Consider the following 25,825-nt stretch of genomic DNA (forward strand, 5'->3'; position numbering starts at 1 on the left):
CCCCACCGTAGCGGAAATACGGCGCCGCCCCGGGCGCGACCTCGCCCGGGGCAGCAGCTGTTCAGCGCGTCGTCACTTCGCGTCGACGAGTTCCAGTTCCTGCTTGTGCTTCTTCTCGCTGATCATGGTGAGAATCAGCAGCAGCACCGCGGCGACGCCGCCGCCGATGAGAATGGTGAACCCGCCGTTCCAGCCGAAGTGGTCGACGGTGAAGCCGACCACGGCGCTGGCCGCGACCGAACCGCCGAGGTAGCCGAACAGGCCGGTGAATCCGGCCGCGGAACCGGCGGCCTTCTTCGACACGAGCTCCAGCGCGTGCAGGCCGATGAGCATGACCGGGCCGTAGATGAGGAAGCCGATGACGATCATGCAGGCCATGCTGACGCCGGGCTTGTCGGCGGGAGCCATCCAGAAGATGGCGGTCGCGACGGTCACCAGGCCCATGAAGAAGACGCCGGTGGCGCCGCGGTTGCCGCGGAAGACCTTGTCCGACATCCAGCCCGCGAGCAGCGTGCCCGGAATGCCGGCGTACTCGTAGAGGAAGTACGCCCACGAGGACTTGTCCAGGGTGAAGTGCTTGACCTCTTTGAGGTAGGTCGGCGACCAGTCCAGCACGCCGTAGCGCAGCAGGTACACGAAGACATTGGCGAAGGCGATGTACCAGAGCAGCTTGTTCGGCAGGATGTACTTGTTGAAGATCTCCTTGGCCGTGAGCTCCTGCTCGTCCTTGGCGGAGTAGTCCGGCGGGTAGTCGTTCTTGTACTCCTCGATGGGCGGCAGGCCCACCGACTGCGGGGTGTCGCGCATCAGGATGTAGGCGATGACGGCGACCACGACGGCCAGGAAGGCCGGCATGTAGAACGCCGAGCGCCAGTCGTGGAACCAGGCCATGCCGAGCAGGAACAGCAGCGGCGGCAGGCCGCCGCCGACATTGTGCGCGGTGTTCCAGACCGAGACGATGCGGCCGCGTTCCTTCTGCGACCACCAGTGCACCATGGTGCGGCCCGACGGCGGCCAGCCCATGCCCTGGAACCAGCCGCAGATGAACAGCAGCACGAACATGACCAGCACGCTGGAGGTGGACCAGTCCACGAAGCCCATGAAGATCATGACCGAGGCGGACAGGATCAGGCCCAGCGGCAGGAAGACGCGCGGATTGGAGCGGTCGGAGATCAGGCCGCTGACGAACTTGGAGACGCCGTAGGCGAGGGAGATGGCCGAAAGCACCAGGCCCATCTGGCCTTTGGAATAGTCGTAGCCGTGCTCGCCGTCGGTCAGGTACGGGATGGCGAGAGCGAAGTTCTTGCGGACCAGATAGTAGGCGGCGTAGCCGAAGAAGATGCCGATGAAGATCTGCCATCGGAGCCGCTTGTACAGGGGGTCGATCTCGTTCTCGGGCAGCCGCGCCTTATGGGCAGCGGGCGCGAGGATGCTCAGCATTGAGGCCTCCGGGCAGATGATTGGTTGCCCTGCGGATCGGTCACGAGGGCCGAAACTGAACGTTAGCTGAGCGCTGATTTCTAGAGCAAATCAGGTCACGCACGGAGGCTTTTCAAGCGAATTGAGCGGCGTGAATCACTTACTCTCGTGAGCTAGCCGCCGCGTAGCTATTGCATTGGTAATGCCGAGAACGCCGAGCGAGGCGAGAATGAGGATCGGAATTTTGATCGGCTCGTCCCAGAGCGAGGGCGCGACGGCCCTGCCGAAGACGAAGATCGCGACGACCAGCAACCACCCCGAGATACGCATTCCCGGGGATACGGACCGGACGCGCACCGAGTTCGACGCGCATGCCGGCTCGACCTCCACCCGCCTTGGACTCGGGCTCTCAAATGTGTTGCGGGGGAAGTCCTATGGAGAGACGGCTGCGGAGCGCACGCCCCGCGCCAATTCCTCGGTCAGCGCCGCGACCGCGCCCAGGCCCTCGGCGGCGGCGGTCACCAGAGCCGAGCCGACAATGACACCGTCTGCGTAGGAAGCGATTTCGGCCGCCTGCGCGCCATTGCGCACACCCAGCCCGACGCCGATCGGGATATCGGAGTGGGCGCGAATGCGGGCGCACAGCGCGGGCGCCATGGACGACACCGCGTCACGCGCGCCGGTCACGCCCATGGTGGAGGACGCGTAGACGAAGCCGCGGCTGGCCTCGAGGGTCTTCACCAGGCGCTCCTCGGTGGAGGACGGCGCGACCAGGAAGATGCGGTCCAGATTGTGCGTGGACGAGGCCACGAACCAGTCGTCGGCCTCCTCCGGGATCAGGTTCGGGGTGATGAGCCCGAGCCCGCCCGCGGCCGCCAGATCGCGGGAGAAGGTGTCGACGCCGTACTTCAGCACCGGATTCCAGTAGGTCATGACGACGGCCTTGCCGCCGGCCTGGGAGATGGCCTCCACAACCTTGAACACATCGCGCACCCGGACGCCGCCGGCAAGCGCCTGTTCGGCGGCATGCTGGATGGTGGGGCCGTCCATCACCGGATCGGAGTAGGCCACGCCGACTTCGATGACGTCGCAACCGGATTCGACCATGGTGCGGCAGACGTCGATGGAGCCCTGCAGATCCGGGTAGCCGGCCGGCAGGTAGCCGATGAGCGCGGCACGGTTCTCCTCGCGGCAGGCCGCGAAGGTATTGGCGAGACGCGACTGCTGGCTCACTGGCGGTCCTCCGGTTCTTTGTCGAACAGCCCGAACCAGCGGGCGGCGGTGTCCATGTCCTTGTCGCCGCGACCGGACAGGTTCACCAGAATGATTGCGCCCTCGCCCAATTCCTTGCCGAGCTTGATGGCGCCCGCCACCGCGTGCGCGGACTCGATGGCCGGGATGATGCCCTCGGTGCGGCTCAGCAGCATGAGCGCGTCCATCGCCTCGGTGTCGGTGATGGGGTAGTACTCGGCGCGGCCAGTGTCCTTCAGGTAGGCGTGCTCCGGGCCGACGCCCGGATAGTCCAGACCCGCGGAGATGGAATGGGATTCGATGGTCTGGCCGTCCTCGTCCTGCAGCAGGTACGAGTACGCGCCCTGAAAGGCGCCCGGGGTGCCGCCGGTGAAAGTGGCGGCGTGACGGCCGGTTTCGACGCCGTCGCCCGCGGCCTCGTAGCCGATCAGGCGCACGCCCGGATCGTCGATGAAGGCGTGGAAGATGCCGATGGCATTGGAACCGCCACCCACGCAGGCGGTTACGGCGGCGGGCAGCTGCCCGGTCAGCGCCTGCACCTGCTTGCGCGCCTCCAGGCCCACGATGCGCTGGAAGTCGCGCACCATGAGCGGGAACGGATGCGGGCCCGCGGCGGTGCCGAAGCAGTAGTAGGTGCGATCGGCATTGGTGACCCAATCGCGCAGCGCCTCGTTGATGGCGTCCTTGAGCGTCTGCGAACCCGTTGTCACACTGACGACCTCGGCGCCGAGCAGCCGCATGCGGGCCACGTTCAGCGCCTGCCGGGCGGTGTCGACGGCACCCATGTAGATGATGCATTCCAGGCCGAGCAGCGCGCACGCGGTGGCCGTGGCGACGCCGTGCTGGCCCGCGCCGGTCTCCGCGATGACGCGGGTCTTGCCCATGCGCTTGGCCAGCAGGGCCTGGCCGAGCACATTGTTGATTTTGTGAGAACCGGTGTGGTTCAGGTCTTCCCGCTTGAGCAGGATGCGCGCGCCGCCGGCGTGCTTCGCAAGATTCGCGCATTCGAACACCGGCGACGGGCGGCCGGTGTAGTCGCGCTGCAACCGGTCCAGCTCGTTGAGGAAGTTCGGGTCCAGCCGGCACTTCTCGTATTCGGCGGTGACCTCTTCGATCACGGCCATGAGCGCCTCGGGGACGTGCCGTCCGCCGTAGACGCCGAAGTGACCACCCAGGTCGGGCTCGTGCGCGCTCTTGTGCGCGACGCCGTCGCTGGCCTTCGGCAGGCCGAGGACGTCCTTAATGGGCCCAGTTTTCAGGTTCTCGGTCTGAGTCATCGCTTCTTTCACCGGCCCCGGCGGACCGGCTTCGGGCAGGACGGATGGGTTCCGGCGGTCACCAGCTCGGCCACCGCGGCGCGCGGGTCGCCGCTGGTCACCAGGCCCTCGCCGACGAGCACGGCGTCCGCGCCCGCACCGGCGTAGGCCAGCAGATCAGCGGTGCCGCGAATGCCGGATTCGGCCACGCGGATCACTTCGCTGGGCAGACCGGGGGCGATCCGGGAGAACACATCCCGATCCACCTCGAGGGTCTTGAGATTGCGGGCGTTCACGCCGATCACGGTGGCGCCGGCCTCGAGGGCGCGGTCGGCCTCCTCCTCGGTGTGCACCTCGACCAGGGCGGTCATGCCGAGCGATTCGGTGCGGTCGATGAGCGCGGACAGCTGGTCCTGCTCCAGGGCCGCCACGATCAGCAGGATGACATCCGCGCCGTGGGCGCGGGCCTCGTGGATCTGGTACGGGCCGACAATGAAGTCCTTGCGCAGGATCGGGATGTCCACGACCTTGCGGACCGCGTCCAGGTCGGCCAGCGAACCCTTGAAGCGGCGCTCCTCGGTCAGCACGCTGATGATGCGTGCGCCGCCGTCCTCGTACGCGCGGGCCAGTACGGCCGGGTCCGGGATGTCGGCCAGGGAGCCCTTCGACGGGCTGGCGCGCTTCACCTCGGCGATGACGCCGATACCGTCCGAGTGCAACGCGGCCTTGGCGTCACGCGGGGATGGCGCCGCTGCGGCAGCCTTCTTCACGGCCTGGAAATCCAGGAGGGCTTCCCGAGCGGCCACATCCGCGCGGACCCCGTCGAGAATCGAGTCGAGTACCGTCATCTGGCTCGAATCCTTTCTGGGGAGACGGACTTGCTGCCTGAGAATCCCCCCAGGCGCTGTCTCACCGATGCTGATAAAGAGTAAATGGCTATGTTCCCGCTCTTGACGGCGGGGTTGAAAGATGCACCCACTGCGGTCTCACCCCCTGTTCAGCGGGTTGTGCGGCCCGCTTCCCCGCTATCTGGATCATCGTGCGCGGCAGGGGTATTGGTTTCATCGTCGGTGGGATCCGCACCGGCATCGAGGGCATCCCAGAGCACACGGCCGGACAGGGGCTCTCGTGGCGCGTCCTGTGACCCGGCTTCCGCGGCCCGTTTCACCGCGTGATGTTCGGCAACCTGTTCGGCCGCCTCGGACTTCCGGAAGACCGGATTGTCGTACTTTCCGGACATCTGGGCGGTCTCCGCGGGCATGCGCGTCAGCAACACGCCGGCGGTGAAGGCGGCTACCGCACCGAGCAACGTCAGCACGGCGGGGAGTGTCGAGGTGTCAACCTCCCCGGCATGCTCCCAGGTGCGCAATTCGGCCAGCCGCGCGGCTCGTTCACCCGCCTTCCCGGCCCCCTGCACAAGGGCGTACGCAGGCACAGCGGCGACAGCGGCCAGCACCGCCACCACCACGCCGAGCATCCGTCGTAGCCAGCCACGAGCGGCGAAGACGGCCGCAATGGTGGCGAGCAGCGCGAGCGCCAGCGGCGTCAGCGCCCCGAACCACGTGCCGCCGTCCAGATCGACGGTGCGCGGCGACCCGAGCTCACTGGCGACCTCGAGACTCACCCACGTCATGCGCGACGACGCCCACAACAACCCGGCCGCGATCGCCAGCAGCACCACCGCGCCGATCGGCCTACCCCGCGCCTTCGCCGCCTCCGACGCGGCTGGGCGCGCGGCAGCGGCTTCCGCCCGGTCGGCCTCCGCCGCGCCGGCTGCTGCCGCGGTATCGGCACTCGCGGGATCGGCTGCCGCGTCGGGCCGGCCGGGTCCCGGATCAGCACTCGGCTCGAGACCCGAATCCGGTTGTGCGGTAGCCGCCTCGCCGGAATGGTCGGGCCCGGCGGACGTCTCCGTTGCCCGCGCGGCCCGTGGCGGCTTCACGCCCCCATCCGAATCACTGTCGGCGGCAGACTTTTCCGAGACCGGCTCGATATCCGGGTCGCTCATTGGCCATTGCCGCCCGGGCGGTAGGCGCGCACCGTTTCGGCGGCGGCGATCGCTTTGAGTACCGCCATGGCCTTGTTGCGCGATTCGACGTCCTCGTAGTCGGGATCGGAGTCGGCGACCACTCCCGCGCCCGCTTGCACGTAGGCGGTGCCGTCCTTGAGCAGGGCGGTGCGGATGCAGATGGCGGTGTCGGCGTCGCCGGCGAAATCGAGGTAGCCGACCACGCCGCCGTAGATGCCGCGGCGGGTGGGCTCGAGTTCCTCGATGAGTTCCATGGCGCGGACCTTGGGGGCGCCGGAGAGGGTGCCCGCCGGGAAGCAGGCGTTCACCGCGTCGAGGGCGACCTTGCCGGGGGCCAGGCGGCCGGAGACGGTGGAGACCAGGTGCATGACGTGGGAGTAGCGCTCGATGTGGCGGTACTCGGTGACGCGCACCGTGCCGGGTTCGCAGACGCGGCCCAGATCATTGCGGCCGAGGTCGACGAGCATGAGGTGCTCGGCGTTCTCCTTCTCGTCGGCGAGGAGGCCCTTCTCGAGCAGCAGGTCGTCCTCCTCGGTGGCGCCGCGCCAGCGGGTGCCCGCGATGGGGTGCGTGGTGGCCACGCCGTCCTTCACCGTGACCAGTGATTCCGGGCTGGAGCCGACGATCGAGAACGCGGTGCCGCCCTCGCCGTCCGGAATGTGCATGAGGTACATGTACGGGCTCGGGTTGGAGGCGCGCAGCATGCGGTAGAGGTCGATCGGGGTGCCGCCGTACTCCATTTCGAAGCGCTGCGAGAGCACCACCTGGAAGGCCTCGCCCGCCTCGATCTCCTTGACCAGGCGGCGCACGCCCGCGCCGAATTCATCGGAGGTGCGCTGGCGGCGGAAGTCGGGTTCGGGGCGGTCGAAGACCGAGACGGTGGATTCGGCGGGGGCGGCGAGGGCCTCGGTCATACGGTCGAGGCGGGCCACGGCGTCGTCGTAGGCCTCGTCGACGCGCTCGTCGGTGCCGTTCCAGTTCACCGCATTGGCGATGAGGGTGATGGCGCCCTCGTGGTGGTCGAAGGCGGCCAGGTCGGTGGCCAGCAGCAGGACCATCTCCGGCAGCTGCAGGTCGTCGGCGGCGAGGGCGGGCAGGCGCTCCATGCGGCGCACCGCGTCATAGCCGAGGTAGCCGACCATGCCGCCGGTCAGCGGGGGCAGGCCGGGCAGCCGCTCGGTCCGCAGCAGCTGCAGGGTTTCCCGCAGCGCGCCCAGCGGATCGCCGCCGGAGGGGGCGTCGGCCGGGGTCTGGCCGAGCCAGGCCGCTTCGCCGTCGACCACGCTCAGCGCGGTCGGGCTGCCGGCGCCGATGAACGACCAGCGCGACCACGACCGCCCGTTCTCCGCGGACTCCAGCAGGAAGGTTCCCGCCCGGTCCGCGCCGAGTTTGCGGTAGGCCGACAGCGGAGTCTCCGAGTCCGCCAACACCTTTCGAATCACCGGGACAACCCGGTGGTCGGCCGCGAGTTCCCGGAACTGGTCACGGGAGGTGGTGGTGTCGTTCGAGGCGCCGTGCATTCACCCATCATTCCAGGCCCGGCAACCGGGATCTAAATCGCTCCTGGCCCCAGCCGCGGACCGACCGGCCGCGAATACCCGATGCGGTCATCACTACACTCGCGGCAATCTGCTCCGGCAGAAAAGGAGAGGTCGCACGCGGTTCCCCCCATACGAGAGGAGTTCAACACAGATGTACCCCTCGCAACCGGTCGCACCGGAGGGCCCACGGCACGCAGCTCCGCAGGTCGGCCAGGGCTTGCCCGGTCAGCCGCCGCGGATGATGAACATGAACCAGCAGCAGAGCGGCAAGCACAGTGCTATCGCCTCGTTCGTCACCTATGTGAAGGCCCTCGAGGCGCTCGACCCGCGCAACTTCCCGGACGAGTACGCCGAGCACACCGACCGCATCAAGGAACTCAAGCCGTTCCTGCGCGCGCACGGCATCCTCGACGTCATGGAGATCAAGAATCCGGAGGTCGCCGCCCTCATCGGAGTCTGAGGGCGGGTTTTCCCCCGAGGGGTTCGGGGGCGCTGCCCCCGGACCCCCGAATGAATTGGGTTTGGGGGCTAAGCCCCCAAACCCCCTTAGGCTCCGCCGGATGGGCCCCCGACCCGTCGGCTCCGCCCCGCCCCATCGGCTCCGCTCGCCCGCCTGGGTCCGCTCGCCCGTCCGGGTTCGCTTACCCGCCTAGCTCCCTCACCGCCTGGCTCCGCCCGCACGGCCCGTCGGCTCGCATACCGTAGGGTGCGTTTCATGAAGGTAGGCCAGCTCGCTCCCAACTTCGAGCTTTCCGATCAGTCCGGCACCACGCGCTCGCTGGAGTCTCTCCTGGCCGGTGGGCCTGTGGTGCTGTTCTTCTATCCGGCGGCGAATACGCCGGTGTGTACTGCCGAGGCGTGTCATTTTCGGGATCTGGCAGGTGAATTCAAGGCGGCCGGGGCGAGCTGTGTGGGGATCAGCACCGATTCGGTCGAGGTGCAGGCCGGGTTCGCGGAGAAGCAGGGGCTGGGGTATCCGGTGTTGGCGGATGTGGGTGGGAAGGTCGCTGCCGAGTTCGGGGTGAAGCGCGGGCTGCTGGCGGCGATTGCGCCGGTCAAGCGGACGACCTTCGTCATCGACCCGGATCGGACCATTGCGAAGGTGATCAACAGCGAGTTGCGGGCCGCTGTGCATGCCGATGAGGCGCTGGAGTTCTTGCGCTCGCGCGGGTAGTCCGGAGTGGCGTTGCCCGGCGCGCTGGAGGTGCGGGCATACGCTGAGGCTATGACTACGCCTGGCTCGGAGACTGTGCCCAGCGGGGATGCGCCGGGGCGCTCGCGTTCGTCGTTCGTCACGTGGCGGAATCGGATCATCGCGCTGGTGGTGCTGGCGGTGGTGGTGTGGGTGGCGTATCTGATCCTCGCGGCGTTCATTCCGCGATGGTGGGCGCAGCGGATTGCCGAGATGGTGAGCGGGAGTTTCTCCAAGGGCATTTGGTACGGGTTGATCATCGGCATTGTTTGTACGGCGGTGCCACTTTTCTTGTTGTTGATCGCGGGGCTCAGTTGGCGAAAACGGGGCGGTCCGTTTATTGCGGGAGCGGCGGCGGTGCTCGCCATCATTACGGCCGTTCCGAATTTGATGACACTGGCCATCGTGGCGGGCAACTCCAATGCCGCACACGCCGGTGAGCGCATTCTCGATGTCGACGCGCCCGCCTTCCGCGGCGCCACCCTGGTGGGCGTCATCGTGGCCGCGGCGGTGTTCATGTTGGTGGCATTTCTCTTGGTACGCAGGCGGATTCGCCGACATCGTGCCGACAAGCAGCGGGCGCAGCAGGAAAAGCAGCGCGTGTCGCCGGAAACCCCCGCCGAGCCGCCCGGCACCCGGGAGCACTGATACGCGCACGCGACACGCGTGATCGATGTCACGTCATTCCAGAACGCCGTGACGGACGAGCGAAATCGTGGCAAACTTTGACGTGCAAGTGACTTTTCGTTGATGCTCCGCTAGCTGCCGGTCTGGCCGGCACAACTCGTCACTTGGCTGCTACGAGAGGGCTGGCACGGTGACCAAGTGGTTGAATCCCATCGAACAGCGAGCTTGGCGTACCGTCATAGCGCTGATGACCCGCTTGCCCGCTGCCCTGGACACCCAGCTGCAACGCGAGTCCGGGATTACCCATTTCGAATACTTCGTCATGACTCTGCTGTCCGAAGAACCGGGTCATCGGTTGCAACTGAGTGAGCTTGCGCAAAAGGCAAATGCATCGCTATCGCGCCTGTCGCACGTCGTTTCCAAGCTGGAACGCCTCGGCTGGGCCGAGCGCGTATCCATTTCCGGTCGCCGCGGCGCTCAGGCCGTCCTCACCGACGCCGGATTCCGCAAGGTCACCGAGGCCTCCCCCGGCTATTTGGAATGCGTGCACGGCTTGGTATTCGACGGCCTGGACAAGGAGCAAACCAAACAATTGCTCGAGCTCGGCGAAATCCTGGTGGCGCAGTTGGAAAAAGGCATGGGCCGTGGCCTGGGCCGCTCCGGGCGGCCCGTCACCCACCTCGAGGTCGACAACGGCGGCTGACCGCGCCGCCGCGAAAGGCCTTGCCGCTCAGTCCTCTTCGCCGAGCAGCCGATCACCCCGCGCCAGCAGCACATCGGTGTCGAAGCAGGTGTGCGTCCCCGTATGGCAGGCCGCCCCTTCCTGATCCACGATGAGCAGCACGGTGTCACCGTCACAGTCCAGGCGCACCTCGTGCACGTACTGCGTGTGCCCGGAGGTCTCCCCCTTCACCCAGTACTGCTGCCGCGACCGCGAATAGTAGGTGCCCTTGCGGGTTTCCAGCGTGCGGGCCAGCGCCTCGTCGTCCATCCACGCCATCATGAGCACATCACCGGTCGCCCGTTCCTGCGCGATGGCGGCGAACAGTCCGTCGGAGTTGCGCTTGAGGCGGGCGGCAATGGCGGGATCGAGACTCACCGGACCACGATACCTTCGTCGCGCATGGCGTCCTTGACCTGCGGGATGGTGAGGTCGCCGAAGTGGAAGACGCTGGCGGCGAGGACGGCGTCGGCGCCCGCCTGCACGGCCGGGGCGAAATCGCCGACCTTGCCCGCGCCGCCGGAGGCGATGACGGGGACGGAGACGGCGGCCCGGACGGCGCGGATCATGGGCAGGTCGAAGCCGGCCTTGGTGCCGTCGGCGTCCATGGAGTTGAGCAGGATCTCGCCGACGCCCAGTTCCGCGCCGCGCACGGCCCATTCGACGGCGTCGATGCCGGTGCCGCGCTTGCCGCCGTGCGTGGTGACCTCCCAGCCCGAGGGGGTGGGGGCGGAGCCTTCCGGAACGGTGCGGGCGTCCACCGACAGCACGATGCACTGCGAGCCGAAGCGCTCCGACATGGCGCGCAGGATCTCCGGATCGGCGATGGCGGCGGTATTGACCGAGACCTTGTCCGCGCCCGCGCGCAGCAGGCGGTCCACATCCTCGACGGTGCGGACGCCGCCGCCGACGGTCAGCGGGATGAAGATCTGCTCGGCGGTCCGGGTGACCACGTCGATCATGGTGCCGCGGTCGCCGGTGGAGGCGGTGACGTCGAGGAAGGTGAGCTCGTCGGCGCCCTGGGCGTCGTAGGCGGCGGCCAGTTCCACGGGATCGCCCGCATCGCGCAGGTTCTCGAAGTTGACACCCTTGACCACGCGGCCAGCGTCGACGTCCAGACAGGGGATCACGCGCACTGCCAATGTCATTGCTCTACCTCTCCTCGGACGTGATCGGCGGTCTCGCTGATCAGGTCCAGTAGTTCCTCGTGCACGCCGGGGGCGGCGGCCAGCACCGAACCGGATTCGATGGTCCAGTCCCGGCCCAGCAGATCGGTGACGACGCCGCCGGCGGCGCGCACCAGGGCCACGCCCGCGGCATTGTCCCAGGGGTGGTGGCCGAACACCACCGCGCCGCCCAGGACACCGGATGCGGTGAACGCCAGGTCGATTCCGGTGGAGCCGTGCATGCGAACCCGGCCGGACAGGCGGCTGAGCGCACCCAGCAGGTTGAAGCGGAAGATGCCCGGAATGCGGCCGGCGCCATCGATATTGAACGAGCCGAAGCCGATCATGGAGTCCGACAGCTTGCCGCGCTCCAGCGGGCGCATCTGCTGCCCGTTCAGATACAGCGGGCCGTCGGCGACGGCGGCGTAGCGCTGGTTCAGTCCCGGCAGCCAGGTCAGGCCGAGCACCGGCACGCCGTCCCGGACCAGCGCCAGCAGCATTCCCGAAAGCAGATGTCCCGCAGAGTAATTGAAGGTTCCGTCGATGGGATCCAGCACCCAGGCGGTGCCGGTGGCGAGCTGGGGCCCGCCGAACTCCTCACCGTGCACCGGGAATCCGGTGCGCTCGTGCAGCCGCGCCGACAGGGTGCGCTCGAGTTCCAGGTCCAGTTCGGTGGCGAAGTCGTTGCGCCCCTTCTGAACCGCGCTCGGCGCACCGATGCCCTCCACGAATCGTGGCGCGGCGTCGTCGAGCAGACCGCTGGCGATACCGAGCAGCTCGGCGAGTTCGGCGGCCATCGGCGCTATCGCACCGCTGCGAGAGCTTCGGGCAGGGTGAACCGGCCCGCGTACAGGGCCTTCCCGACGATCGCGCCCTCCACGCCCTCCGGGACCAGCGTCGCGATGGCGCGCAGATCGTCGAGGGTGGAGACGCCGCCGGAGGCGATCACCGGCGCGTCGGTGGCATTGGCGACCTCGGTCAGCAGATCCAGATTGGGCCCGCTCAGCGTGCCGTCCTTGGTGACGTCGGTGACCACGTAGCGCGAGCACCCGTCCCGCTCCAGCCGTTCCAGGGTCTCCCACAGATCACCGCCGTCGGTGACCCAGCCCCGCCCCCGCAGCCGCCACTCCCCGTCGATGAGCTTCACATCCATGCCCACGGCAATCCGATCCCCGTATTCGCCGATCGCGCGGCGGCACCACTCCGGATCCTCGATGGCCGCGGTCCCGAGATTCACCCGCGCACACCCCGTGGCCAGCGCCGCCTTCAACGACTCGTCATCGCGAATCCCGCCGGACAACTCCACCTTCACATCGAGTTCCCCGATGACCTGCGCCAGCAGATCGCGATTGGACCCCTTCCCGAACGCGGCATCGAGATCCACCAGATGCACCCACTCGGCCCCATCGTTCTGCCAAGCCAGCGCCGCATCCCGCGGCGACCCGTAGCTGGTCTCACTGCCGGCCTCTCCCTGAACGAGGCGAACAGCCTCACCATTGGCGACATCGACGGCAGGTAGCAGCACAAGACTCACGCAAGCATCGTAGTGGTTGCCGACCGATGCCCAGTCAGCGGCCTGGGCGAATCCCGCGGCTCGCCATGCCGCGGTTCAGCGGGCGGGATGGGAGTGGAGGTCCCGTACACTCGGCGGCGTGAATTTCCGATCCGGGTCGCGCCGACGGCCGTCCTCGCAGCGCCGCGGGGTGCTGTTCGGGGGCGCTGTGGTGGCGATCATCGGGTTGGTTGTGGGGCTGGTCGCGGTGTGCACGCTGGCGGATCGGGTGGGGATTTCGGCCGGTGCGCGGGGGCCGGAGGTGGTGGCGGCGGATGCCGCGCCCGTTGTCGCGGTGTCCGGTGGCGCTGAGCACGTTGCTTTTCTTGGGCAGGCGCCGGCTTGCCGGAAGATGCCCGAGCAGCCGGCGGCGCCGGTGCAGGCGGCAGCGCCGCATCGGGAGGATATTCGGCTGCCGCTGGCGATTCCCGATGCGCCGGTGTCGGTGATCGGCGAATGCCGGGAGTCCGGGGCGTTCGTGCCGATCGACGCGAGTGGGCCGCCGGTTTCGCCGTTGGATCTGACTACGGTCTTGCGGATTTAGACGACCCACGCGGTACCGCCTTGCCCGGTGGCGGGTGGATCGCGTTCGGCATGTCGTTTATTCGCAGGTCGCGCGTCCGCGGAGTGGGCGCGTGTAGTCAGGAGCACTCATTTTCATGTCTGATCGTTCGAAGCGTCGTACCCGGAAGCCGTCTGCCGCACCGGTTCCCACCGGGTTGCCCCTCCGCAAGATCGGGGGCGGGCTGGCGGTTTTCGCGGCCGTCGTGCTGCTCGTGCTGGCCATTTCGCAGATGGCGGGCAAGAAGGACGAGGACGGCGCGCAGGCCGGCAAGGAGACCTCACAGTCCGGGGATAGCGCGATGTTCCAGCAACTGGCCGCGCTGGCGCGCCGGGATGCCAAGGATCCGATGGCGCGGGGTGCGGTGAACGCGCCGGTGGTGATGATCGAGTTCTCGGATTTCCAGTGCCCGTACTGCAAGCAGTTCGCGCAGCACACCGAGCCGCAGTTGGTGCAGAAGTATCTCGACAGCGGGCAGCTGCGGATCGAGTGGCGGAATGCGGCGTTCTTCGGGGCGGAATCGGAGCTGGCGGCGCGGGCCGCGTGGGCGGCCGGGCAGCAGGGGAAGTTCTGGGAGATGCACGATCTGCTGTTCGCCAATTCGCCCGCCAAGAAGAACACCGGGGCCTACACCGATGACAGCGTGACCGAGTGGGCGGGGCAGGCGGGCGTGGCCGATCTGGCCAAGTTCCGGGCGGATCTGAATTCCGATGCGGCCAAGGCGGCGCTGAGCGCCGATGTCAACGAGGCGATCGGCATCGGGGTCAATTCCACGCCGGCGTTCCTGATCAATGGGCGGCCGGTGCTGGGGGCGCGGCCGGTCGAGCAGATGATGGCTGTTATCGAGGCGGGGTTGCAGGACAAGGCGGGCCAGTAATGACCTCCGGAATCGGATATGTGGCAGCGTTTCTCGGCGGTGTGCTCGCACTGCTCAGCCCGTGCAGCGCACTGTTGCTGCCGAGCTTCTTCGCCTATTCCTTCGGCTCCACCGGGAAGCTGATCTCCCGCACCGGAGCGTTCTATCTCGGCCTGTGCACCACCCTGGTCCCGCTCGGCGCGGCCGGATCGCTGCTCGGCGGCGTGCTGACCCGGCATCGGGAACTGGTGATCGCCATCGGCGGCTGGACCATCATCGCGCTCGGCGTGCTCCAGATCCTCGGCCGCGGTTTCGCTTTCGGCTTCGCGCAGCGCGGCATGGCCAAGCACAGCGGGTCCGAGAAATCCGGGGCCGTCTACCTGCTGGGCATGGTGTACGGCCTGTCCGGCTTCTGCGTCGGCCCGATCCTGGGCTCGATTCTCACCGTGGCGGCGCTGAGTTCCTCACCCGTGCACGGCGGTTCGCTGCTCGCGGTCTATGCCCTGGGCATGGCCATGCCGCTGTTCGTCATGGCGATCCTGTGGGACCGTTTCGATCTGGGCCGCCGCCGCTGGCTGCGCGGCCGCTCCTTCACGGTCGGCCGCCTGCACCTGCACACCACCTCGCTGATCTCCGGCGTGTTCTTCATTGCCGTCGGCGCCCTGTTCCTGCTCTCCGACGGCGGCAATGCCATTGCCGGAACCGTCAGCGCCGAAACCGGATTCGATATGGAAACCCAGGTCATGCGCCTGGGCGACGCCATCTCCGATACGACGGTGCTGCTCCTGCTCGGCGTGGCGGCCCTGCTGGTCGTGGCCTGGCGGCTGCTCCGCTCCGACCGCTCAGCGACTGTGCCGCTCCAAGATTCGGTTGAGCATGAGGATGAAGTTGGCGCGCTCAGCGGCGGAAAAGCCGACCAGTAGCTCATCCTGCGCGACGGCCAGCCGGTCGTCGAGCTCCCGCAGGTGATCGGCGCCGGAACGCGTGAGGCTCACGATATTCCGGCGTCGATCACCCGGATCGGGACTGCGCGTCACGAACCCGCGATCGGTCAGATCGTTGACCGCCGCGACCATATCGCTGCGGTCGATACCGGTGCGCCGCCCCAGCTCCGCCTGGCTGTCCGGCCCGAACTCATCGAGCGTCGCGAGCAGCGCATAGTGATACCGCCGCGACCCGGTCTCCGCCAGGGCCCGCTCGGTCGCCCGATTGGCGAGCAGGGCGACCTGATTGACCAGCCGCGTCGGCAGGGCCCGCAGCCGGCCGGATGCTCCCTCGTGCACGATGTCCACGACAAGCACTCTAAACCGACTCTCCGGACCAATTGAGAGGCAGTGGCTATGGCCGTACGATCGTACGCATGGCCACGAAGGTGACCGTACTGCTGCCGGATGAGATCGCAGTGCGGCTGAAGAAGGTTGCCGGAGAAGGTAAGCAGAGCGAATACATTGCCCGGGCGGTGCGGCAGCGAATGCTCGAGGACGATCTGCGCAAACTCGCCGCCTTCGAGGCGGAGCGGGGCGGGGCCGATATGACCTTCGCCGCGGAGGGGGCGCTGTTCCGGTCCGATGACTGATCCCGGTGCGCAAGGCGAGATCTGGCGGATTCGCACCGTGGCCGGAATGCAGTTCTCGGTGGTCATCGTGGACTCCGACGCAGTGGCCCGGTTACGGCCGTCGATCCTGTGCGCCCGGGTGCGCGAGGCGCGGGAGGTGCCGCCCTCGCTGGAACTGCTCACCGTGCGGCTGCCGGGCGACTATGTCATCGCGGTGCACGACATAGCCGCCCTGCCGAAGGATTACTTCATTACCCGGCAGGCCCGGCTGACCGAGGCCTCGCTCGAGGAGTTGAAGGTCGCGCTGCGGGCGCGGTTCGACCTCTGAATCCCGCTCGAATCCGATCAGATCGATTCGACCCAGTTGCGCAGCAGCTGCGCGCCGGCGTCGCCGGACTTCTCCGGGTGGAACTGGGTGGCCGACAGCGGGCCGTTCTCGACCGCCGCCAGGAAAGGCACGCCGTGTTCGGCCCAGGTCAGCTTGGGCAGGGCGATATGGCTGGCGGTCTCGTCGTTCCAGGCCCAGTGCTGGGCGGCATAGGAATGGACGAAGTAGAAGCGGGTGTCGGCGTCCATACCGGCGAACAGCACGCTGTCCTCCGGAGCCTTGACCGTATTCCAGCCCATGTGCGGCAGCACCGGCGCGTCCAGACGCTCGACGACGCCGGGCCACTCGGCGCAGCCCTCGGTTTCGACGCCGAATTCGACGCCGCGCTCGAAGAGGATCTGCATGCCCACACAGATGCCGAGGACGGGACGGCCGCCGGCGAGACGCTTGCCGATAATGCGATCGCCCCGCACGCCGAGCAGACCCGACATGCAGGCGGCGAACGCGCCCACGCCCGGCACCACGAGACCGTCCGCGTTCAAAGCGATTTCGGGGTCGGCGGTGACCGTCACCTCGGCGCCGGTACGCGCCAAGGCCCGTTCTGCCGAGTGCAGGTTGCCGGAGCCGTAGTCGAGAAGTGCGATCTTCTTGATGCTCATAGGGTTCCCTTGGTGGAGGGGATGCCGGTCACGCGCGGGTCGTATTCCACGGCGGCGCGCAAAGCCCGTGCGACAGCTTTGAATTCGGCTTCGGTGATGTGGTGCTGGTCGCGGCCGTAGAGGACCCGCACGTGCAGCGCGATACGGGCATTGAGCGCGATGGACTCGAACACGTGCCGGTTGATCACGGTCGAGTACGACGCGCCCCCGCCCACGCTGGGAATCACGGTGTGCAGCATGTGTTCCGGTTCACCGGTGTGCACGCAGTACGGCCGCCCCGAGACATCGACAATGGCCTGGGCGAGGGTTTCGTCCATGGGGATGAAGGAATCGCCGAAGCGGCGAATGCCCTTCTTGTCGCCGAGCGCCTGAGCGAGGGCCTGACCGAGGACGATGGCGGTGTCCTCGACCGTGTGGTGCGCCTCGATCTCGATATCGCCCTTGGCCGCGACGGTCAGATCGAAGCTGCCGTGCTGGCCGAACGCGGTGAGCATATGGTCGTAGAACGGGACGCCGGTGGAGATATCGGTCTTACCGGTGCCGTCCAGGTTGAGTTCCACCACGATGCTGGATTCGCGAGTGGTGCGTTCGACGCGGGCGATTCGGTCCATATTCGCTTCCGTTGTCATGAGGCGGCCAGTTCGGTCGCGACCAGTTTCGCGCTGACACGCAGGAATTCGTCGTTCTCGGCGGCCAGGCCGATGGTGGCGCGCAGATATCCCGGGATGCCGACGTCGCGAATGAGCACGCCGTCGTCGAGGTAGCGCTTCCAGCTGGCGGGCGCGTCGGCGAAGCGGCCGAAGAGCACGAAGTTGGCGTCGGAGGGGATGACCTCGTAGCCCATCTCCCGCAGCGCCGCCATGACGCGATCACGCTGCGCCGCCAATTCGGCCACGCTGCCGAGGGTTTCGTCGGCGTGCCGCAGGGCCGCCCGCGCGGCGGCCTGGGTGACCACCGACAGGTGGTACGGCAGCCGCACCAGCAGCAGGGCGTCGATGACGGCGGGCGCGGCCGCCAGATAACCGAGCCGCCCGCCGGCGAAGGCGAACGCCTTGCTCATGGTGCGGGTGACCACCAGCTTGGCCGGGTACCGGTCGATCAAAGCCAGAGCGCTGGGGGCACTGGAGAATTCGCCGTACGCCTCGTCCACCACCACGATGCCGGGAGCGGCCTCGAGGATCCGGACCAGGTCCTCCTGCGGAATGCTGTGGCCCGTCGGGTTATTGGGGCTGGTCACGAACACCACATCGGGGCGGCGTTCGCCGATGGCCGCGACGGCGTAATCGATATCGAGGGAGAAGTCGCCATTGCGCTTGGCCTCGATCCATTCGGTGTCGATGCCCTCGGAGATGATCGGGTGCATCGAGTACGACGGCACGAAACCCAGTGCGCTGCGGCCGGGTCCGCCGAAGGCCTGCAGCAGCTGTTGCAGGATCTCATTGGAGCCGTTGGCCGCCCATACATTCGACACCTGCACCGCGACGCCGGTCTGGCGGGTCAGGTAGGCGGCCAGATCGGTGCGCAGCCCCACCGCATCGCGGTCCGGGTACCGGTGCAGATCGGCGGCCGCCGCGCGCACGGATTCGGCCACGTCGTCGACCAGCGCCTTACTCGGCGGGTGCGGGTTCTCATTGGTATTGAGCTGCACCGGCACCGTCAGCTGCGGTGCGCCGTACGGGCTCTTGCCGCGCAGATTGTCCCGCAGCGGCAGATCGTCGAGGGAGATCTCGGATCCGGGAGCAGTCACAGCTTTCACCGCAGCTCTCCGAATCGCACCTGCACGGCCTGGCCGTGCGCGGGCAGGTCCTCGGCATTGGCCAGCGCCACCACGTGCCCGGCCACATCCTTCAGCGCGTCCTCGGAGTACTCGACGACGTGGATGCCGCGCAGGAAGGTCTGCACGCTCAAACCCGAAGAGTGCCGGGCGCATCCGGCGGTGGGCAGCACGTGATTGGAGCCGGCGCAGTAATCGCCGAGGCTCACCGGCGACCAGGCGCCCACGAAAACCGCTCCGGCACTGCGCACCCGGGCGGCGACGGCGGCCGCGTCCGCGGTCTGGATCTCCAGGTGCTCGGCGGCGTAGGCGTTCACCACGCGCAGGCCCTGCGCGATATCGTCCACGAGCACGGTGCCGGACTGCTTGCCGGACAAGGCTTCCGCGACCCGGTCGTGATGCTTGACCACGGCCATCTGCGCGGTCAGCGCGGCATCGACCGCGTCGGCCAGCGCCACGCTGTCGGTGACGAGCACGCTCGCGGCCAGCACGTCGTGCTCGGCTTGCGAAATGAGGTCGGCGGCAACGTGTCCCGGATCGGCGGTGGCATCGGCCAGAATCGCGATCTCGGTGGGCCCGGCCTCGGCGTCGATGCCGACCAGACCGCGGCACAGCCGCTTGGCTGCGGTCACATAGATATTGCCCGGCCCGGTGATCATGTCGACCGGTTCCAGTCGCGCGCCGTCGGTGTCGATGCCGCCGTAGGACAGCAGCGCGACCGCCTGCGCACCGCCGACCGCCCACACCTCCTCGACGCCCAGCAGCCGCGCGGCCGCCAGGATGGTCGGGTGCGGCAGTCCGCCGAACTGCGCCTGCGGCGGCGAGGCCACCACCAGCGAATCCACGCCGGCGGCCTGGGCCGGAACCACATTCATGACCACGCTGGACGGGTAGACGGCATTGCCGCCCGGCACGTACAGCCCGACCCGCTCGACCGGAACCCACCGCTCGGTGACGGTGCCGCCGGGCACCACCTGGGTGGTCTTGTCGGTGCGCCGCTGATCGTCGTGCACCGTGCGGGTGCGCTCGATGGCGACCTCGAGGGCGGTCCGCACCTGCGGATCGAGTTCGGCGAGGGCCTTCTCCAGTTCCGCCGCGGGCACCCGCACCGATACCGGCCGCACACCGTCGAACTTCTCGCTGAATTCGATGGCCGCCGCGACGCCCCGATCGCGGATGGCCTCCACGACCGGCCGCACATGATGCAGCACCGAGTCCACGTCGACGCCCCCGCGCGGCAGTGCCGCGCGCAGTTCGGCAGTCGTGGGCGTCCGTCCGCGCAGATCCACGCGGGCGAGCTCGATGCGGCTGGTCATAGCGCTGTGCAGTCCTTGTCTGTGCTGAATCGAAGCGGTCGCGCGCGCAGTCGAAACTGCTTGCGACCAGCTATCAGACTATCGGGTCGGCGCCAGCGCTTATCGCTCGGCGCGGGCTAGCGCCGCCGCCGGGCGCGGGCTAGCGCTCTTGCCGGGCGCGGTCGAGGGCCGCGCGCAGACCGTCGGGGGTGAGGTTTTCGACGTTCTGCCCGTCCACCCGCACCACCGGGACATGGGTCAGACCGGCGGCAATCGCGTCGCGACCGTGGGCTTCGACGAATCCGGCATACCGGTCCGAGGTGATGCAGGCCGCCACGTCCGGGCCGCTCGCGCCCGCCTCGGCCGCGAGCGCGGTCAGCCGGTCGTCGGTGAGACCGGGCCCGCCCTCGGCGGGTTGTGCCGCGAATACCCGCTGTTCGAAGCCGGGCCAGGCGTCCTTGTTCGCGACGGCCACGCAGACGCCGGCATTGGCGGCCCGGGAGGAGTAGCGGTCGGTGGAGGCGCGGTCGAGCACGGCTACGGTGTCGTAGTCGACGGCGGCCTCACCGGAGCGCACCAGGTCGGTGAGCATGGGGCCGGTGGTGGCGGTGAACTCGCGGCACACCGGGCATTGGAAGTCGGTGATGACCGTGACGGTCGTCGGCGCATCGCCGAAACGGAGCCTGCCGTCACCGGTGAAGACCGCGGGCGGGGCCACCGCGGCCGCGGCCTGCTCCTTGTCGCGATGCTCGGCGAGGAAGCTTGCCGCGATCACCACGATGAGGGCGATCAGCAGCACGGCGGCGGCCACCGTGAAGGGAGTGAAGTATCGGCGCGGGTGCGCCGCTCGCGCGACCGTGCGCCCGCTGCGGTTCTTGCTCACGGCGATCACGCTTCCTTTCGGTGAACTTATTTGATAGCTAGCAAATTGCTGGACCATTGATCAGGAAACTCAGAGAGATAATCCGTCAAGGCGTCCCGCCATAAAAATGCCGTAACTCTTATCCGCAGCGGACATCTCATTCGAGGGCTTTGACCTGGACATACTAACCGTTTGTAGCCCCGGTCACATTGACCGCCTCCGGCCCGTCTTCGGACCATCGGCTGATGACCTGTATCGGCAAACTCACGGCATTAGCTGTGTTAGTCGTATCCGCCTTTGCGGGCGCGGTACTCGAAACGCCGGTCGAGGCTGCGGCCGAACCGGCCACCGGGTGCGTCACCGACGATTCGGTGCCCAATCAGATGACCCTCACCTGCCCGCCGGGCGCGGGCGCCGGACAGCACGCCTTCATCCGGTGCCGCGATCTCGGCGGACTGCCGCACACCCGGATCGGCCCCACCCTGGGCACCGAGGGTGGCGTATCGCGAGCGAATTGTGCGGCCGGGGAAACCGGCCCGGCCTGAGTGCTGTTTCCTCCCGATCGAAAGGTTCCGTCCCATGTCCGCATCCCTCGTACGCACCCGGACGACCAAACGCGCCGCCCGGCAGCAGAAGGAGTGCAAGCGCAACCGCCGCGGTCTCTACGCGGCCGCGGCCTTCGCCTCCCTGGCCACCGTCATGGTGTCGACCGGTGAGGCCACGGCCCAGGCGCCCGCGCCGCTGGTTCCGCCCATCTCCCCCGGCGATCTGGCCCGGCCCGCCATCGGCGCGCCCGGGCAGCCGCAGGTCGGCATTCCGGATCTCGGCGTGCCGATTCCGGATCTGGGCGCTCCCCTGCCCGAACTCGGCACGGCCATCGGCAATGCCGTCCCGGATCTCGGCACGGTGCTCGGTCCGGACCTGGGATCCGCCGCGCAGGGGGTGCTCGATCAGGCCATGGGTGCGCTGAACGATGCGACCGCCGGAACCCCGGTGGCGCCGTTGATTCCCAAGGCCCCGCAGATTCCGGGTTCGGCCCCGTCGGGTCCGGCGACCACCCCCGCGGTCGGCACGGTCCCGGCCGGTGCGCCCCAGCTGTCCGGACTGCTCGGTCCGGTCGCCGCGCCCATTACCGAGATCGCGGCCGCCGCGGCCGAGGTGGCCGGTTCCGGACTGGATCTGCGGCAGCTGGCCGGTTGGGCCGACACCACCTTCCCGTCCGGTCCGCTGCGGCAGCCGGTGCAGGATCTGCTGAACTTCGTCACCCGCGCCATCGAGGCCGCCGGCGCCCGCCGCGATCCCGACAGCGCCCGGGACCCGATCACCGAACTCATCGATCGCGGCCGCGGACTGTTCAACTTCCCGGTCGACGCCGCGGGCGCGGGCGCGCTGCGGGAGGCGCTCGAGCCGTTGCTGGGCAATACGATCGGCGCGGGTGATCCGCTCCAGCAGCTCGCCGAGACCGTGCGCCGGCTGACCGCGAATCCGGCCGCCGGGCTGGAGGCGCTCGGCGCGGCCGTACTCGGTTTCGCCGCACCGGCTTTCAGCGGCATCGCCCCGCTGCTCGGCTTCCTGAGCCCGGTGCTCGGCTTCGTAGCCGATCCCGCGGCCGCGTTCGCACCGCTGCTGCGGGATCTGCGCGGCCTGCTGGACACCAGCGGTGTCCGGCGCAATGCGGCGCTGCCGGCGCTGGCGCTGCCGATCGTGGGGCTGTTCGCCATCGCGCCGCTGCTGTTCGCCGGCGCCCTGGCCATCGGCGCGATCGGCATAGGCGCGGTCGTCGTCCTCGGTGCGATCCTGCTCGCACCGCTGGTGATCGGCGCCCTGGTGGTGGGCGGCATCGTGCTCGCGGTGCTGGCCCTGCCGGTGCTGGCGGTGCTGGCGCTCATCGCGATTCCGGTGCTGATCATTGCCGCGCCGGTGGCGTTCATCGCCTTCCAGGTGCTGGCCCCGATCATCCTGGTCGCCGGTCTGGCCGCCTTCGCGACCATTGTGGTCGGCGGTATCGCGCTGGCCGGAGCGTTCCTGGCCATCGGCGGCGTGGGCTTGGCGGCCGCGTTCGTGGGCCTGCTCGCGGCGGGCCTGGTGACGAGCATCTTCGTGCCGTTCCTGGGCCTGTTCATCGCGCCGTTCGTGTTCTCGGTGCTGGCACTGGGTGGTTTGATCGTCGGTTCCATCGGCTTGGCGGCCATCGTATTCGGCACCCTCGCAACGGCTTTCGTGGCCGCCGCGGTGCTGGGCGGCGCACTGGCGGTGGCCTCGCTGTTCACCCCGTTCGGCCTGATCACGCTGCCCGCGCTGGCGGTGCTGGCGGTGGCCGCGCTCATTCTGTTCGCGGCGGCGGCCCTCATTGCGGGCACCGCGATCGGCGCGCTGTTCGTCACCGGTCTGGCCGCGCTGTCGGTGGTCGGCTCGGCGGCCGTGATCGCGCTGCTGGCACTGTCTCTGGTGGCGACGGCAGTGCACCTGGCCACCGCCGTGGTGCTCTGGTTCGGCGCGGCCGCGGCCACGCTCATCCTGGCCGCGGGCGGCGCCATCGCTTCCGGCGTCGCGGTCATCGCCGGCCTGATCGCCACCGCCGCACTGGTTTTCGCGCTGCCGGTGGTGGGTCCGCTGCTGGCCCCGCTGTTCCTGCTGGTGCTGGTCGGCATTCCGGCGGCGCTGGGCCTGCTGTTCCTGTTCGGCGCCGCGGGCGCCTCGGGTCTGCTGGTGGCGCTGTGCACCACGCTGATCCTGGTGGCGGCGGTGACCTGGGCGTCCGGCACGGTGATCGCGGGCGGACTGCTGATGTTGCTGATGCCGTACACGATTCCGTTCGTGCTGCCCGCGCTCATCGCCTTCGCGGCCATCGTGTCGGCGGCGGCGATGGGCCTGGTCGCGCTGAACTTCGTCTTCACCCTGGGCGGGTTCATCGCGCTGACCGGTCTCATGATCGCGTGGGCGCTGGCGGCGGTGGCGGTCACGGCGGTGGGCGGCCTGGCCATCAATGTGCTGTCCTTCGCCATGCTGACGCTGGCGCTGGGCGCGCTGATCGTCATCAATCCGCCGATCGCCTTGCTGGCCCTGCCGTTCCTGCTGGGCGCGCAACTGCTGACGGTGCTGGCCGGTATCGGCGGCACGGCGATCGTGACCGGCCTGCTCATGGGCCTGGTCGGCGTGCTGACCGTGGCCGGCGGCATTCCGCTGGCGCTGACCGCGCTGCTGATCATCACCTCGTTCGTCTACGCGGCCAGCTTGTTCCCGCCGTTCCTGCTGGTCGCCATTCCGGTGGCGATCGCCGCCACGGTGGTGGCCGGTGCGGTCATCAGCGCGGTGCTGGCGGCCGGATTGGCCATTCTCGGTGCGGAATTCGTGGCGGGCGCGGTCCTCGCGCTGGGCGTGGCCCTGGCCGCGGTGATCGCCATGCTGCCGGTCGGCGTCGCCGCGCTGGTGGCGGCCGCGGTGCTCACGCTGCCGTTCCTCATCGTGGGCCCGTTCGCGCCGATCCTGTCCACCGCGTTGTCCCCGGTGATCGCCCTCGCCGTGGGCGCGGTCTGGCTGCCGTTCCTGGTGGCCGGGCTGACCGTGGCGGGCGCGGCGCTGGGCATCAGCGCGCTGGGCCTGTTCGGCGTGCCGCTGCTGGCGCTCATCCTGGCCGGTGGATTGTGGTTCGCCGTCAAGGGATTCGCGCTGGCCGCCTGGCTGGTGTCCATGGCCGTCGACTTCTCCGCACCCGTCATCCTGGGCGTGCTGGCGGTGCTGGCCCTGGCGCCGATCGCGGCCGCGCTGGCGGCGCTGGTCGCGGCGGCCCTGCCGATCCTGGCCCTGGCGGCGCTCGGCGCGGTCGCGGCCGCAGCGGCTCCGGTGGTGGCCCTCGGCCTCGCGGCGGTCGCGGTGATCGGCATTCCGCTGCTGGCGGTCGGCGTGCCGCTGGCGCTGGTCGGCCTGATCACCCTCGCCCTGCTGCCGCTGCTGCTGCTCGCGATTCCGGTGGGCGCCTTCGCCATTGCGCTGGCGCTGCCGGTCCTGGCGGTCATCGCCGCCGGTGCCGGTGCGGCAGGATTGGGCGTCGCTGCGCTCGCCGCGCTCGCGGTGGTGGCCATTCCGGCACTGGCCGTGCTGGCGGCGATCGCCGTTCCGGCGCTGGCGCTGCTGGCCGCGGTGGCGATTCCGGCCCTCGCGATCGCGGCGGTCGCCGCTCCTGTGCTGGCCGGTGCGCTGGCCCTGGGGCTGCCGCTGCTGGCGGGTGGGCTGGCTCTCGGTGCACCGCTGGCCCTGGCGGCACTGGTGGCACTCGTGCTGCTGCCGCTGCTGTTGCTGCTGGATCCGGCGTTCCGGTCGTATGTCATCTCCGCTGTTCGCGCGGCCCTCGATGCGCAGGGCAGTGGCGGTGCGGCGGAGACCGGTAGCCAGTTCCTCGACAGCATTACCGATACCGCGAGCTTGGACCAGGTCATCGCGGGATTGCAGGCGCTGCTGGCGCCCGCGGCCCGTCCGGCCGCCGCTCCCGTCGCCCACGCCGAGATTCCCCTGGTCGGCGCGGATGCGGCGGACGGCTTGCAGGACAACGCCACCCGGCGCCTGGTCTCGGTCGGTGTGTGAGCGTCATCGAAATCCCTTCCCATCCATCGGAAATGAAGGAGTTCGTCATGAACGTCGAAACCAATGAGAACACCGCGGGATTCGATCCGGCCGATCCGGCGCTGCACCTGGAATACCTGTACGGCCCGCAGTGGCGGGCGGTGGTGCGGATCGTGGAGCGCGCCGCCCAGCTCACCGCCGAGGAGCGGGAACGGCTCAATGCCGAGGCGGGCAAGCAGATGCAGGCCGGAATGGCCGCCCTCACCGGGGGCGGCGCCGGCGGCCTGGCCGGGCTGCTGTCCGGCCTCGGGCAGCCGTCGGAGGATCCGCAGCCATTGCAGATCGCGAGCGAGACGGCCAAGGAGTTCGGCCGCTCCCGCAATGTGCAGATCGCGGGACTCGTTGCCGGCCAGTCCGTCTCGTCCGGCCCGGCCGCGGCCACCGGCGGCGATATCGCCGGGCTGCTGCAATCGCTGGGCTCCATCGGCACGCTCTCCGTGGTCAGCCAGGCCGTCACCGCGGCCGTGCTGGGCGACCTGGTCGGCCGCGGCCGGTTCACCCGGGACGTGTACGACGCGCTGCTGCGGCCGTGGACCGACACCATCTCCTGATCCGTCCCC

The 25,825-nt window shown here is 68.8% G+C and carries 28 protein-coding genes; 12 read left to right on the forward strand and 16 right to left on the reverse strand.

Annotated elements, in window-relative coordinates; all coding sequences use genetic code 11:
• Nucleotides 1-72: 72 nt before the first annotated feature.
• The 6 genes from glpT to ACYQ5L_RS25875 form a co-directional block, all read right to left on the reverse strand.
• Nucleotides 73-1,440, reverse strand: coding sequence for a glycerol-3-phosphate transporter (gene glpT / locus ACYQ5L_RS25850; RefSeq protein WP_459960876.1), 1,368 nt, complete (start codon nt 1,438-1,440; stop codon nt 73-75).
• Between the two features lie 411 nt (nt 1,441-1,851).
• A complete protein-coding gene (trpA, locus tag ACYQ5L_RS25855) occupies nt 1,852-2,652 on the reverse strand; it encodes a tryptophan synthase subunit alpha (protein WP_459960877.1) in 801 nt (266 codons plus the stop codon).
• A complete protein-coding gene (gene trpB, locus ACYQ5L_RS25860) occupies nt 2,649-3,947 on the reverse strand; it encodes a tryptophan synthase subunit beta (protein WP_459960878.1) in 1,299 nt (432 codons plus the stop codon). The genes trpA and trpB overlap by 4 nt, the downstream gene beginning before the upstream one ends.
• A gap of 8 nt (nt 3,948-3,955) precedes the next feature.
• Nucleotides 3,956-4,774 carry an indole-3-glycerol phosphate synthase TrpC gene (trpC, locus tag ACYQ5L_RS25865; RefSeq protein WP_459960879.1) on the reverse strand — a complete coding sequence of 273 codons (819 nt, stop codon included), beginning with the start codon at nt 4,772-4,774 and terminating at the stop codon, nt 3,956-3,958.
• A gap of 149 nt (nt 4,775-4,923) precedes the next feature.
• Nucleotides 4,924-5,868: a TIGR02234 family membrane protein gene (locus tag ACYQ5L_RS25870; protein ID WP_459960880.1), complete on the reverse strand. Its 945-nt coding sequence runs from the start codon at nt 5,866-5,868 to the stop codon at nt 4,924-4,926.
• A gap of 62 nt (nt 5,869-5,930) precedes the next feature.
• Complete coding sequence (locus ACYQ5L_RS25875; protein WP_459960881.1) at nt 5,931-7,475, reverse strand: anthranilate synthase component I; 1,545 nt, start codon at nt 7,473-7,475, stop codon at nt 5,931-5,933.
• A gap of 268 nt (nt 7,476-7,743) precedes the next feature.
• Here ACYQ5L_RS25875 and ACYQ5L_RS25880 point away from each other — a divergent pair, with 268 nt between their 5' ends.
• From ACYQ5L_RS25880 to ACYQ5L_RS25895, 4 genes are all read left to right on the forward strand, one after another.
• Nucleotides 7,744-7,956, forward strand: coding sequence for a hypothetical protein (locus ACYQ5L_RS25880; protein WP_459960882.1), 213 nt, complete (start codon nt 7,744-7,746; stop codon nt 7,954-7,956).
• Nucleotides 7,957-8,211: 255 nt separating this feature from the next.
• Entirely contained in the window at nt 8,212-8,670 is a 459-nt protein-coding gene (locus tag ACYQ5L_RS25885; RefSeq protein ID WP_459960883.1) for a peroxiredoxin, read from the forward strand.
• A gap of 51 nt (nt 8,671-8,721) precedes the next feature.
• Nucleotides 8,722-9,336 carry a permease gene (locus ACYQ5L_RS25890; protein ID WP_459963540.1) on the forward strand — a complete coding sequence of 205 codons (615 nt, stop codon included), beginning with the start codon at nt 8,722-8,724 and terminating at the stop codon, nt 9,334-9,336.
• A gap of 226 nt (nt 9,337-9,562) precedes the next feature.
• Nucleotides 9,563-10,018, forward strand: a complete 456-nt coding sequence (locus tag ACYQ5L_RS25895; protein WP_459963541.1) for a MarR family winged helix-turn-helix transcriptional regulator — start codon at nt 9,563-9,565, stop codon at nt 10,016-10,018.
• 27 nt (nt 10,019-10,045) lie between these two features.
• Here ACYQ5L_RS25895 and hisI read toward each other — a convergent pair whose 3' ends face one another.
• Genes hisI through priA form a run of 4 tightly spaced genes read right to left on the reverse strand, consistent with a single transcriptional unit; the run spans nt 10,046 to nt 12,736 of the window.
• Nucleotides 10,046-10,414, reverse strand: coding sequence for a phosphoribosyl-AMP cyclohydrolase (gene hisI, locus ACYQ5L_RS25900; RefSeq protein ID WP_459960884.1), 369 nt, complete (start codon nt 10,412-10,414; stop codon nt 10,046-10,048).
• A complete protein-coding gene (hisF, locus tag ACYQ5L_RS25905) occupies nt 10,411-11,184 on the reverse strand; it encodes an imidazole glycerol phosphate synthase subunit HisF (protein WP_459960885.1) in 774 nt (257 codons plus the stop codon). Before hisF ends, hisI begins: the two co-directional genes overlap by 4 nt.
• Nucleotides 11,181-11,999, reverse strand: coding sequence for an inositol monophosphatase family protein (locus ACYQ5L_RS25910; RefSeq protein WP_459960886.1), 819 nt, complete (start codon nt 11,997-11,999; stop codon nt 11,181-11,183). The genes hisF and ACYQ5L_RS25910 overlap by 4 nt, the downstream gene beginning before the upstream one ends.
• Before the next feature lie 5 nt (nt 12,000-12,004).
• Nucleotides 12,005-12,736 (reverse strand): bifunctional 1-(5-phosphoribosyl)-5-((5-phosphoribosylamino)methylideneamino)imidazole-4-carboxamide isomerase/phosphoribosylanthranilate isomerase PriA, encoded by a 732-nt coding sequence (gene priA, locus ACYQ5L_RS25915; RefSeq protein WP_459960887.1) that lies wholly within the window; start codon nt 12,734-12,736, stop codon nt 12,005-12,007.
• A 190-nt stretch (nt 12,737-12,926) separates the two neighbouring features.
• Here priA and ACYQ5L_RS25920 point away from each other — a divergent pair, with 190 nt between their 5' ends.
• From ACYQ5L_RS25920 to ACYQ5L_RS25930, 3 genes are all read left to right on the forward strand, one after another.
• On the forward strand, nt 12,927-13,298 hold the full coding sequence (locus ACYQ5L_RS25920) for a hypothetical protein (protein WP_459960888.1): 372 nt from the start codon (nt 12,927-12,929) through the stop codon (nt 13,296-13,298).
• A 115-nt stretch (nt 13,299-13,413) separates the two neighbouring features.
• Complete coding sequence (locus ACYQ5L_RS25925) at nt 13,414-14,193, forward strand: DsbA family protein (RefSeq protein ID WP_459960889.1); 780 nt, start codon at nt 13,414-13,416, stop codon at nt 14,191-14,193.
• A complete protein-coding gene (locus tag ACYQ5L_RS25930; protein WP_459960890.1) occupies nt 14,193-15,095 on the forward strand; it encodes a cytochrome c biogenesis CcdA family protein in 903 nt (300 codons plus the stop codon). The genes ACYQ5L_RS25925 and ACYQ5L_RS25930 overlap by 1 nt, the downstream gene beginning before the upstream one ends.
• On the opposite strand, the gene ACYQ5L_RS25935 is transcribed toward ACYQ5L_RS25930, so the two are convergent.
• Nucleotides 15,015-15,464 (reverse strand): MarR family winged helix-turn-helix transcriptional regulator, encoded by a 450-nt coding sequence (locus ACYQ5L_RS25935; protein ID WP_459960891.1) that lies wholly within the window; start codon nt 15,462-15,464, stop codon nt 15,015-15,017. The genes ACYQ5L_RS25930 and ACYQ5L_RS25935 overlap by 81 nt on opposite strands.
• A gap of 68 nt (nt 15,465-15,532) precedes the next feature.
• On the opposite strand from ACYQ5L_RS25935, the gene ACYQ5L_RS25940 reads away from it, so the two are divergent.
• Together ACYQ5L_RS25940 and ACYQ5L_RS25945 are read left to right on the forward strand one after the other, a co-directional pair.
• A complete protein-coding gene (locus ACYQ5L_RS25940; RefSeq protein WP_459960892.1) occupies nt 15,533-15,748 on the forward strand; it encodes a hypothetical protein in 216 nt (71 codons plus the stop codon).
• Nucleotides 15,741-16,055, forward strand: coding sequence for a hypothetical protein (locus ACYQ5L_RS25945; protein ID WP_379205150.1), 315 nt, complete (start codon nt 15,741-15,743; stop codon nt 16,053-16,055). Before ACYQ5L_RS25940 ends, ACYQ5L_RS25945 begins: the two co-directional genes overlap by 8 nt.
• Nucleotides 16,056-16,072: 17 nt before the next feature.
• Here ACYQ5L_RS25945 and hisH read toward each other — a convergent pair whose 3' ends face one another.
• The 5 genes from hisH to ACYQ5L_RS25970 all read right to left on the reverse strand — a co-directional run bounded on the left by hisH (nt 16,073) and on the right by ACYQ5L_RS25970 (nt 20,666).
• Entirely contained in the window at nt 16,073-16,714 is a 642-nt protein-coding gene (hisH, locus tag ACYQ5L_RS25950) for an imidazole glycerol phosphate synthase subunit HisH (protein WP_459960893.1), read from the reverse strand.
• Nucleotides 16,711-17,343 carry an imidazoleglycerol-phosphate dehydratase HisB gene (hisB, locus tag ACYQ5L_RS25955; RefSeq protein WP_459960894.1) on the reverse strand — a complete coding sequence of 211 codons (633 nt, stop codon included), beginning with the start codon at nt 17,341-17,343 and terminating at the stop codon, nt 16,711-16,713. Before hisB ends, hisH begins: the two co-directional genes overlap by 4 nt.
• Nucleotides 17,340-18,461, reverse strand: coding sequence for a histidinol-phosphate transaminase (locus tag ACYQ5L_RS25960; RefSeq protein ID WP_459960895.1), 1,122 nt, complete (start codon nt 18,459-18,461; stop codon nt 17,340-17,342). The genes hisB and ACYQ5L_RS25960 overlap by 4 nt, the downstream gene beginning before the upstream one ends.
• Before the next feature lie 5 nt (nt 18,462-18,466).
• A complete protein-coding gene (gene hisD / locus ACYQ5L_RS25965) occupies nt 18,467-19,804 on the reverse strand; it encodes a histidinol dehydrogenase (RefSeq protein WP_459960896.1) in 1,338 nt (445 codons plus the stop codon).
• 139 nt (nt 19,805-19,943) lie between these two features.
• A complete protein-coding gene (locus ACYQ5L_RS25970; RefSeq protein WP_459960897.1) occupies nt 19,944-20,666 on the reverse strand; it encodes a DsbA family protein in 723 nt (240 codons plus the stop codon).
• 257 nt (nt 20,667-20,923) lie between these two features.
• Here ACYQ5L_RS25970 and ACYQ5L_RS25975 point away from each other — a divergent pair, with 257 nt between their 5' ends.
• The 3 genes from ACYQ5L_RS25975 to ACYQ5L_RS25985 are packed head-to-tail and all read left to right on the forward strand — an operon-like array spanning nt 20,924 to nt 25,816.
• Entirely contained in the window at nt 20,924-21,190 is a 267-nt protein-coding gene (locus ACYQ5L_RS25975) for a hypothetical protein (RefSeq protein ID WP_459960898.1), read from the forward strand.
• A 34-nt stretch (nt 21,191-21,224) separates the two neighbouring features.
• Nucleotides 21,225-25,226, forward strand: coding sequence for an MnhB domain-containing protein (locus ACYQ5L_RS25980; protein ID WP_459960899.1), 4,002 nt, complete (start codon nt 21,225-21,227; stop codon nt 25,224-25,226).
• A gap of 47 nt (nt 25,227-25,273) precedes the next feature.
• Nucleotides 25,274-25,816, forward strand: coding sequence for a hypothetical protein (locus ACYQ5L_RS25985; protein ID WP_459960900.1), 543 nt, complete (start codon nt 25,274-25,276; stop codon nt 25,814-25,816).
• Nucleotides 25,817-25,825: the final 9 nt, after the last annotated feature.

Source organism: Nocardia sp. IFM 10818, from assembly GCF_054655275.1.

Excerpts from the sequence above, each read along its gene's own strand:
- ACYQ5L_RS25925 (WP_459960889.1), top strand. The coding sequence starts at position 13,414 with ATGTCTGATCGTTCGAAGCGTCGTACCCGGAAGCCGTCTGCCGCACCG.
- ACYQ5L_RS25980 (WP_459960899.1), top strand. The coding sequence starts at position 21,225 with ATGTCCGCATCCCTCGTACGCACCCGGACGACCAAACGCGCCGCCCGG.
- ACYQ5L_RS25945 (WP_379205150.1), top strand. The coding sequence starts at position 15,741 with ATGACTGATCCCGGTGCGCAAGGCGAGATCTGGCGGATTCGCACCGTG.
- ACYQ5L_RS25890 (WP_459963540.1), top strand. The coding sequence starts at position 8,722 with ATGACTACGCCTGGCTCGGAGACTGTGCCCAGCGGGGATGCGCCGGGG.
- ACYQ5L_RS25940 (WP_459960892.1), top strand. The coding sequence starts at position 15,533 with ATGGCCACGAAGGTGACCGTACTGCTGCCGGATGAGATCGCAGTGCGG.
- ACYQ5L_RS25885 (WP_459960883.1), top strand. The coding sequence starts at position 8,212 with ATGAAGGTAGGCCAGCTCGCTCCCAACTTCGAGCTTTCCGATCAGTCC.
- ACYQ5L_RS25880 (WP_459960882.1), top strand. The coding sequence starts at position 7,744 with ATGAACCAGCAGCAGAGCGGCAAGCACAGTGCTATCGCCTCGTTCGTC.
- ACYQ5L_RS25875 (WP_459960881.1), bottom strand. The coding sequence starts at position 7,475 with ATGCACGGCGCCTCGAACGACACCACCACCTCCCGTGACCAGTTCCGG.
- hisB (WP_459960894.1), bottom strand. The coding sequence starts at position 17,343 with ATGACAACGGAAGCGAATATGGACCGAATCGCCCGCGTCGAACGCACC.
- hisF (WP_459960885.1), bottom strand. The coding sequence starts at position 11,184 with ATGACATTGGCAGTGCGCGTGATCCCCTGTCTGGACGTCGACGCTGGC.
- glpT (WP_459960876.1), bottom strand. The coding sequence starts at position 1,440 with ATGCTGAGCATCCTCGCGCCCGCTGCCCATAAGGCGCGGCTGCCCGAG.
- ACYQ5L_RS25895 (WP_459963541.1), top strand. The coding sequence starts at position 9,563 with ATGACCCGCTTGCCCGCTGCCCTGGACACCCAGCTGCAACGCGAGTCC.
- trpC (WP_459960879.1), bottom strand. The coding sequence starts at position 4,774 with ATGACGGTACTCGACTCGATTCTCGACGGGGTCCGCGCGGATGTGGCC.
- trpB (WP_459960878.1), bottom strand. The coding sequence starts at position 3,947 with ATGACTCAGACCGAGAACCTGAAAACTGGGCCCATTAAGGACGTCCTC.
- ACYQ5L_RS25910 (WP_459960886.1), bottom strand. The coding sequence starts at position 11,999 with ATGGCCGCCGAACTCGCCGAGCTGCTCGGTATCGCCAGCGGTCTGCTC.
- hisH (WP_459960893.1), bottom strand. The coding sequence starts at position 16,714 with ATGAGCATCAAGAAGATCGCACTTCTCGACTACGGCTCCGGCAACCTG.
- ACYQ5L_RS25930 (WP_459960890.1), top strand. The coding sequence starts at position 14,193 with ATGACCTCCGGAATCGGATATGTGGCAGCGTTTCTCGGCGGTGTGCTC.
- ACYQ5L_RS25985 (WP_459960900.1), top strand. The coding sequence starts at position 25,274 with ATGAACGTCGAAACCAATGAGAACACCGCGGGATTCGATCCGGCCGAT.
- hisD (WP_459960896.1), bottom strand. The coding sequence starts at position 19,804 with ATGACCAGCCGCATCGAGCTCGCCCGCGTGGATCTGCGCGGACGGACG.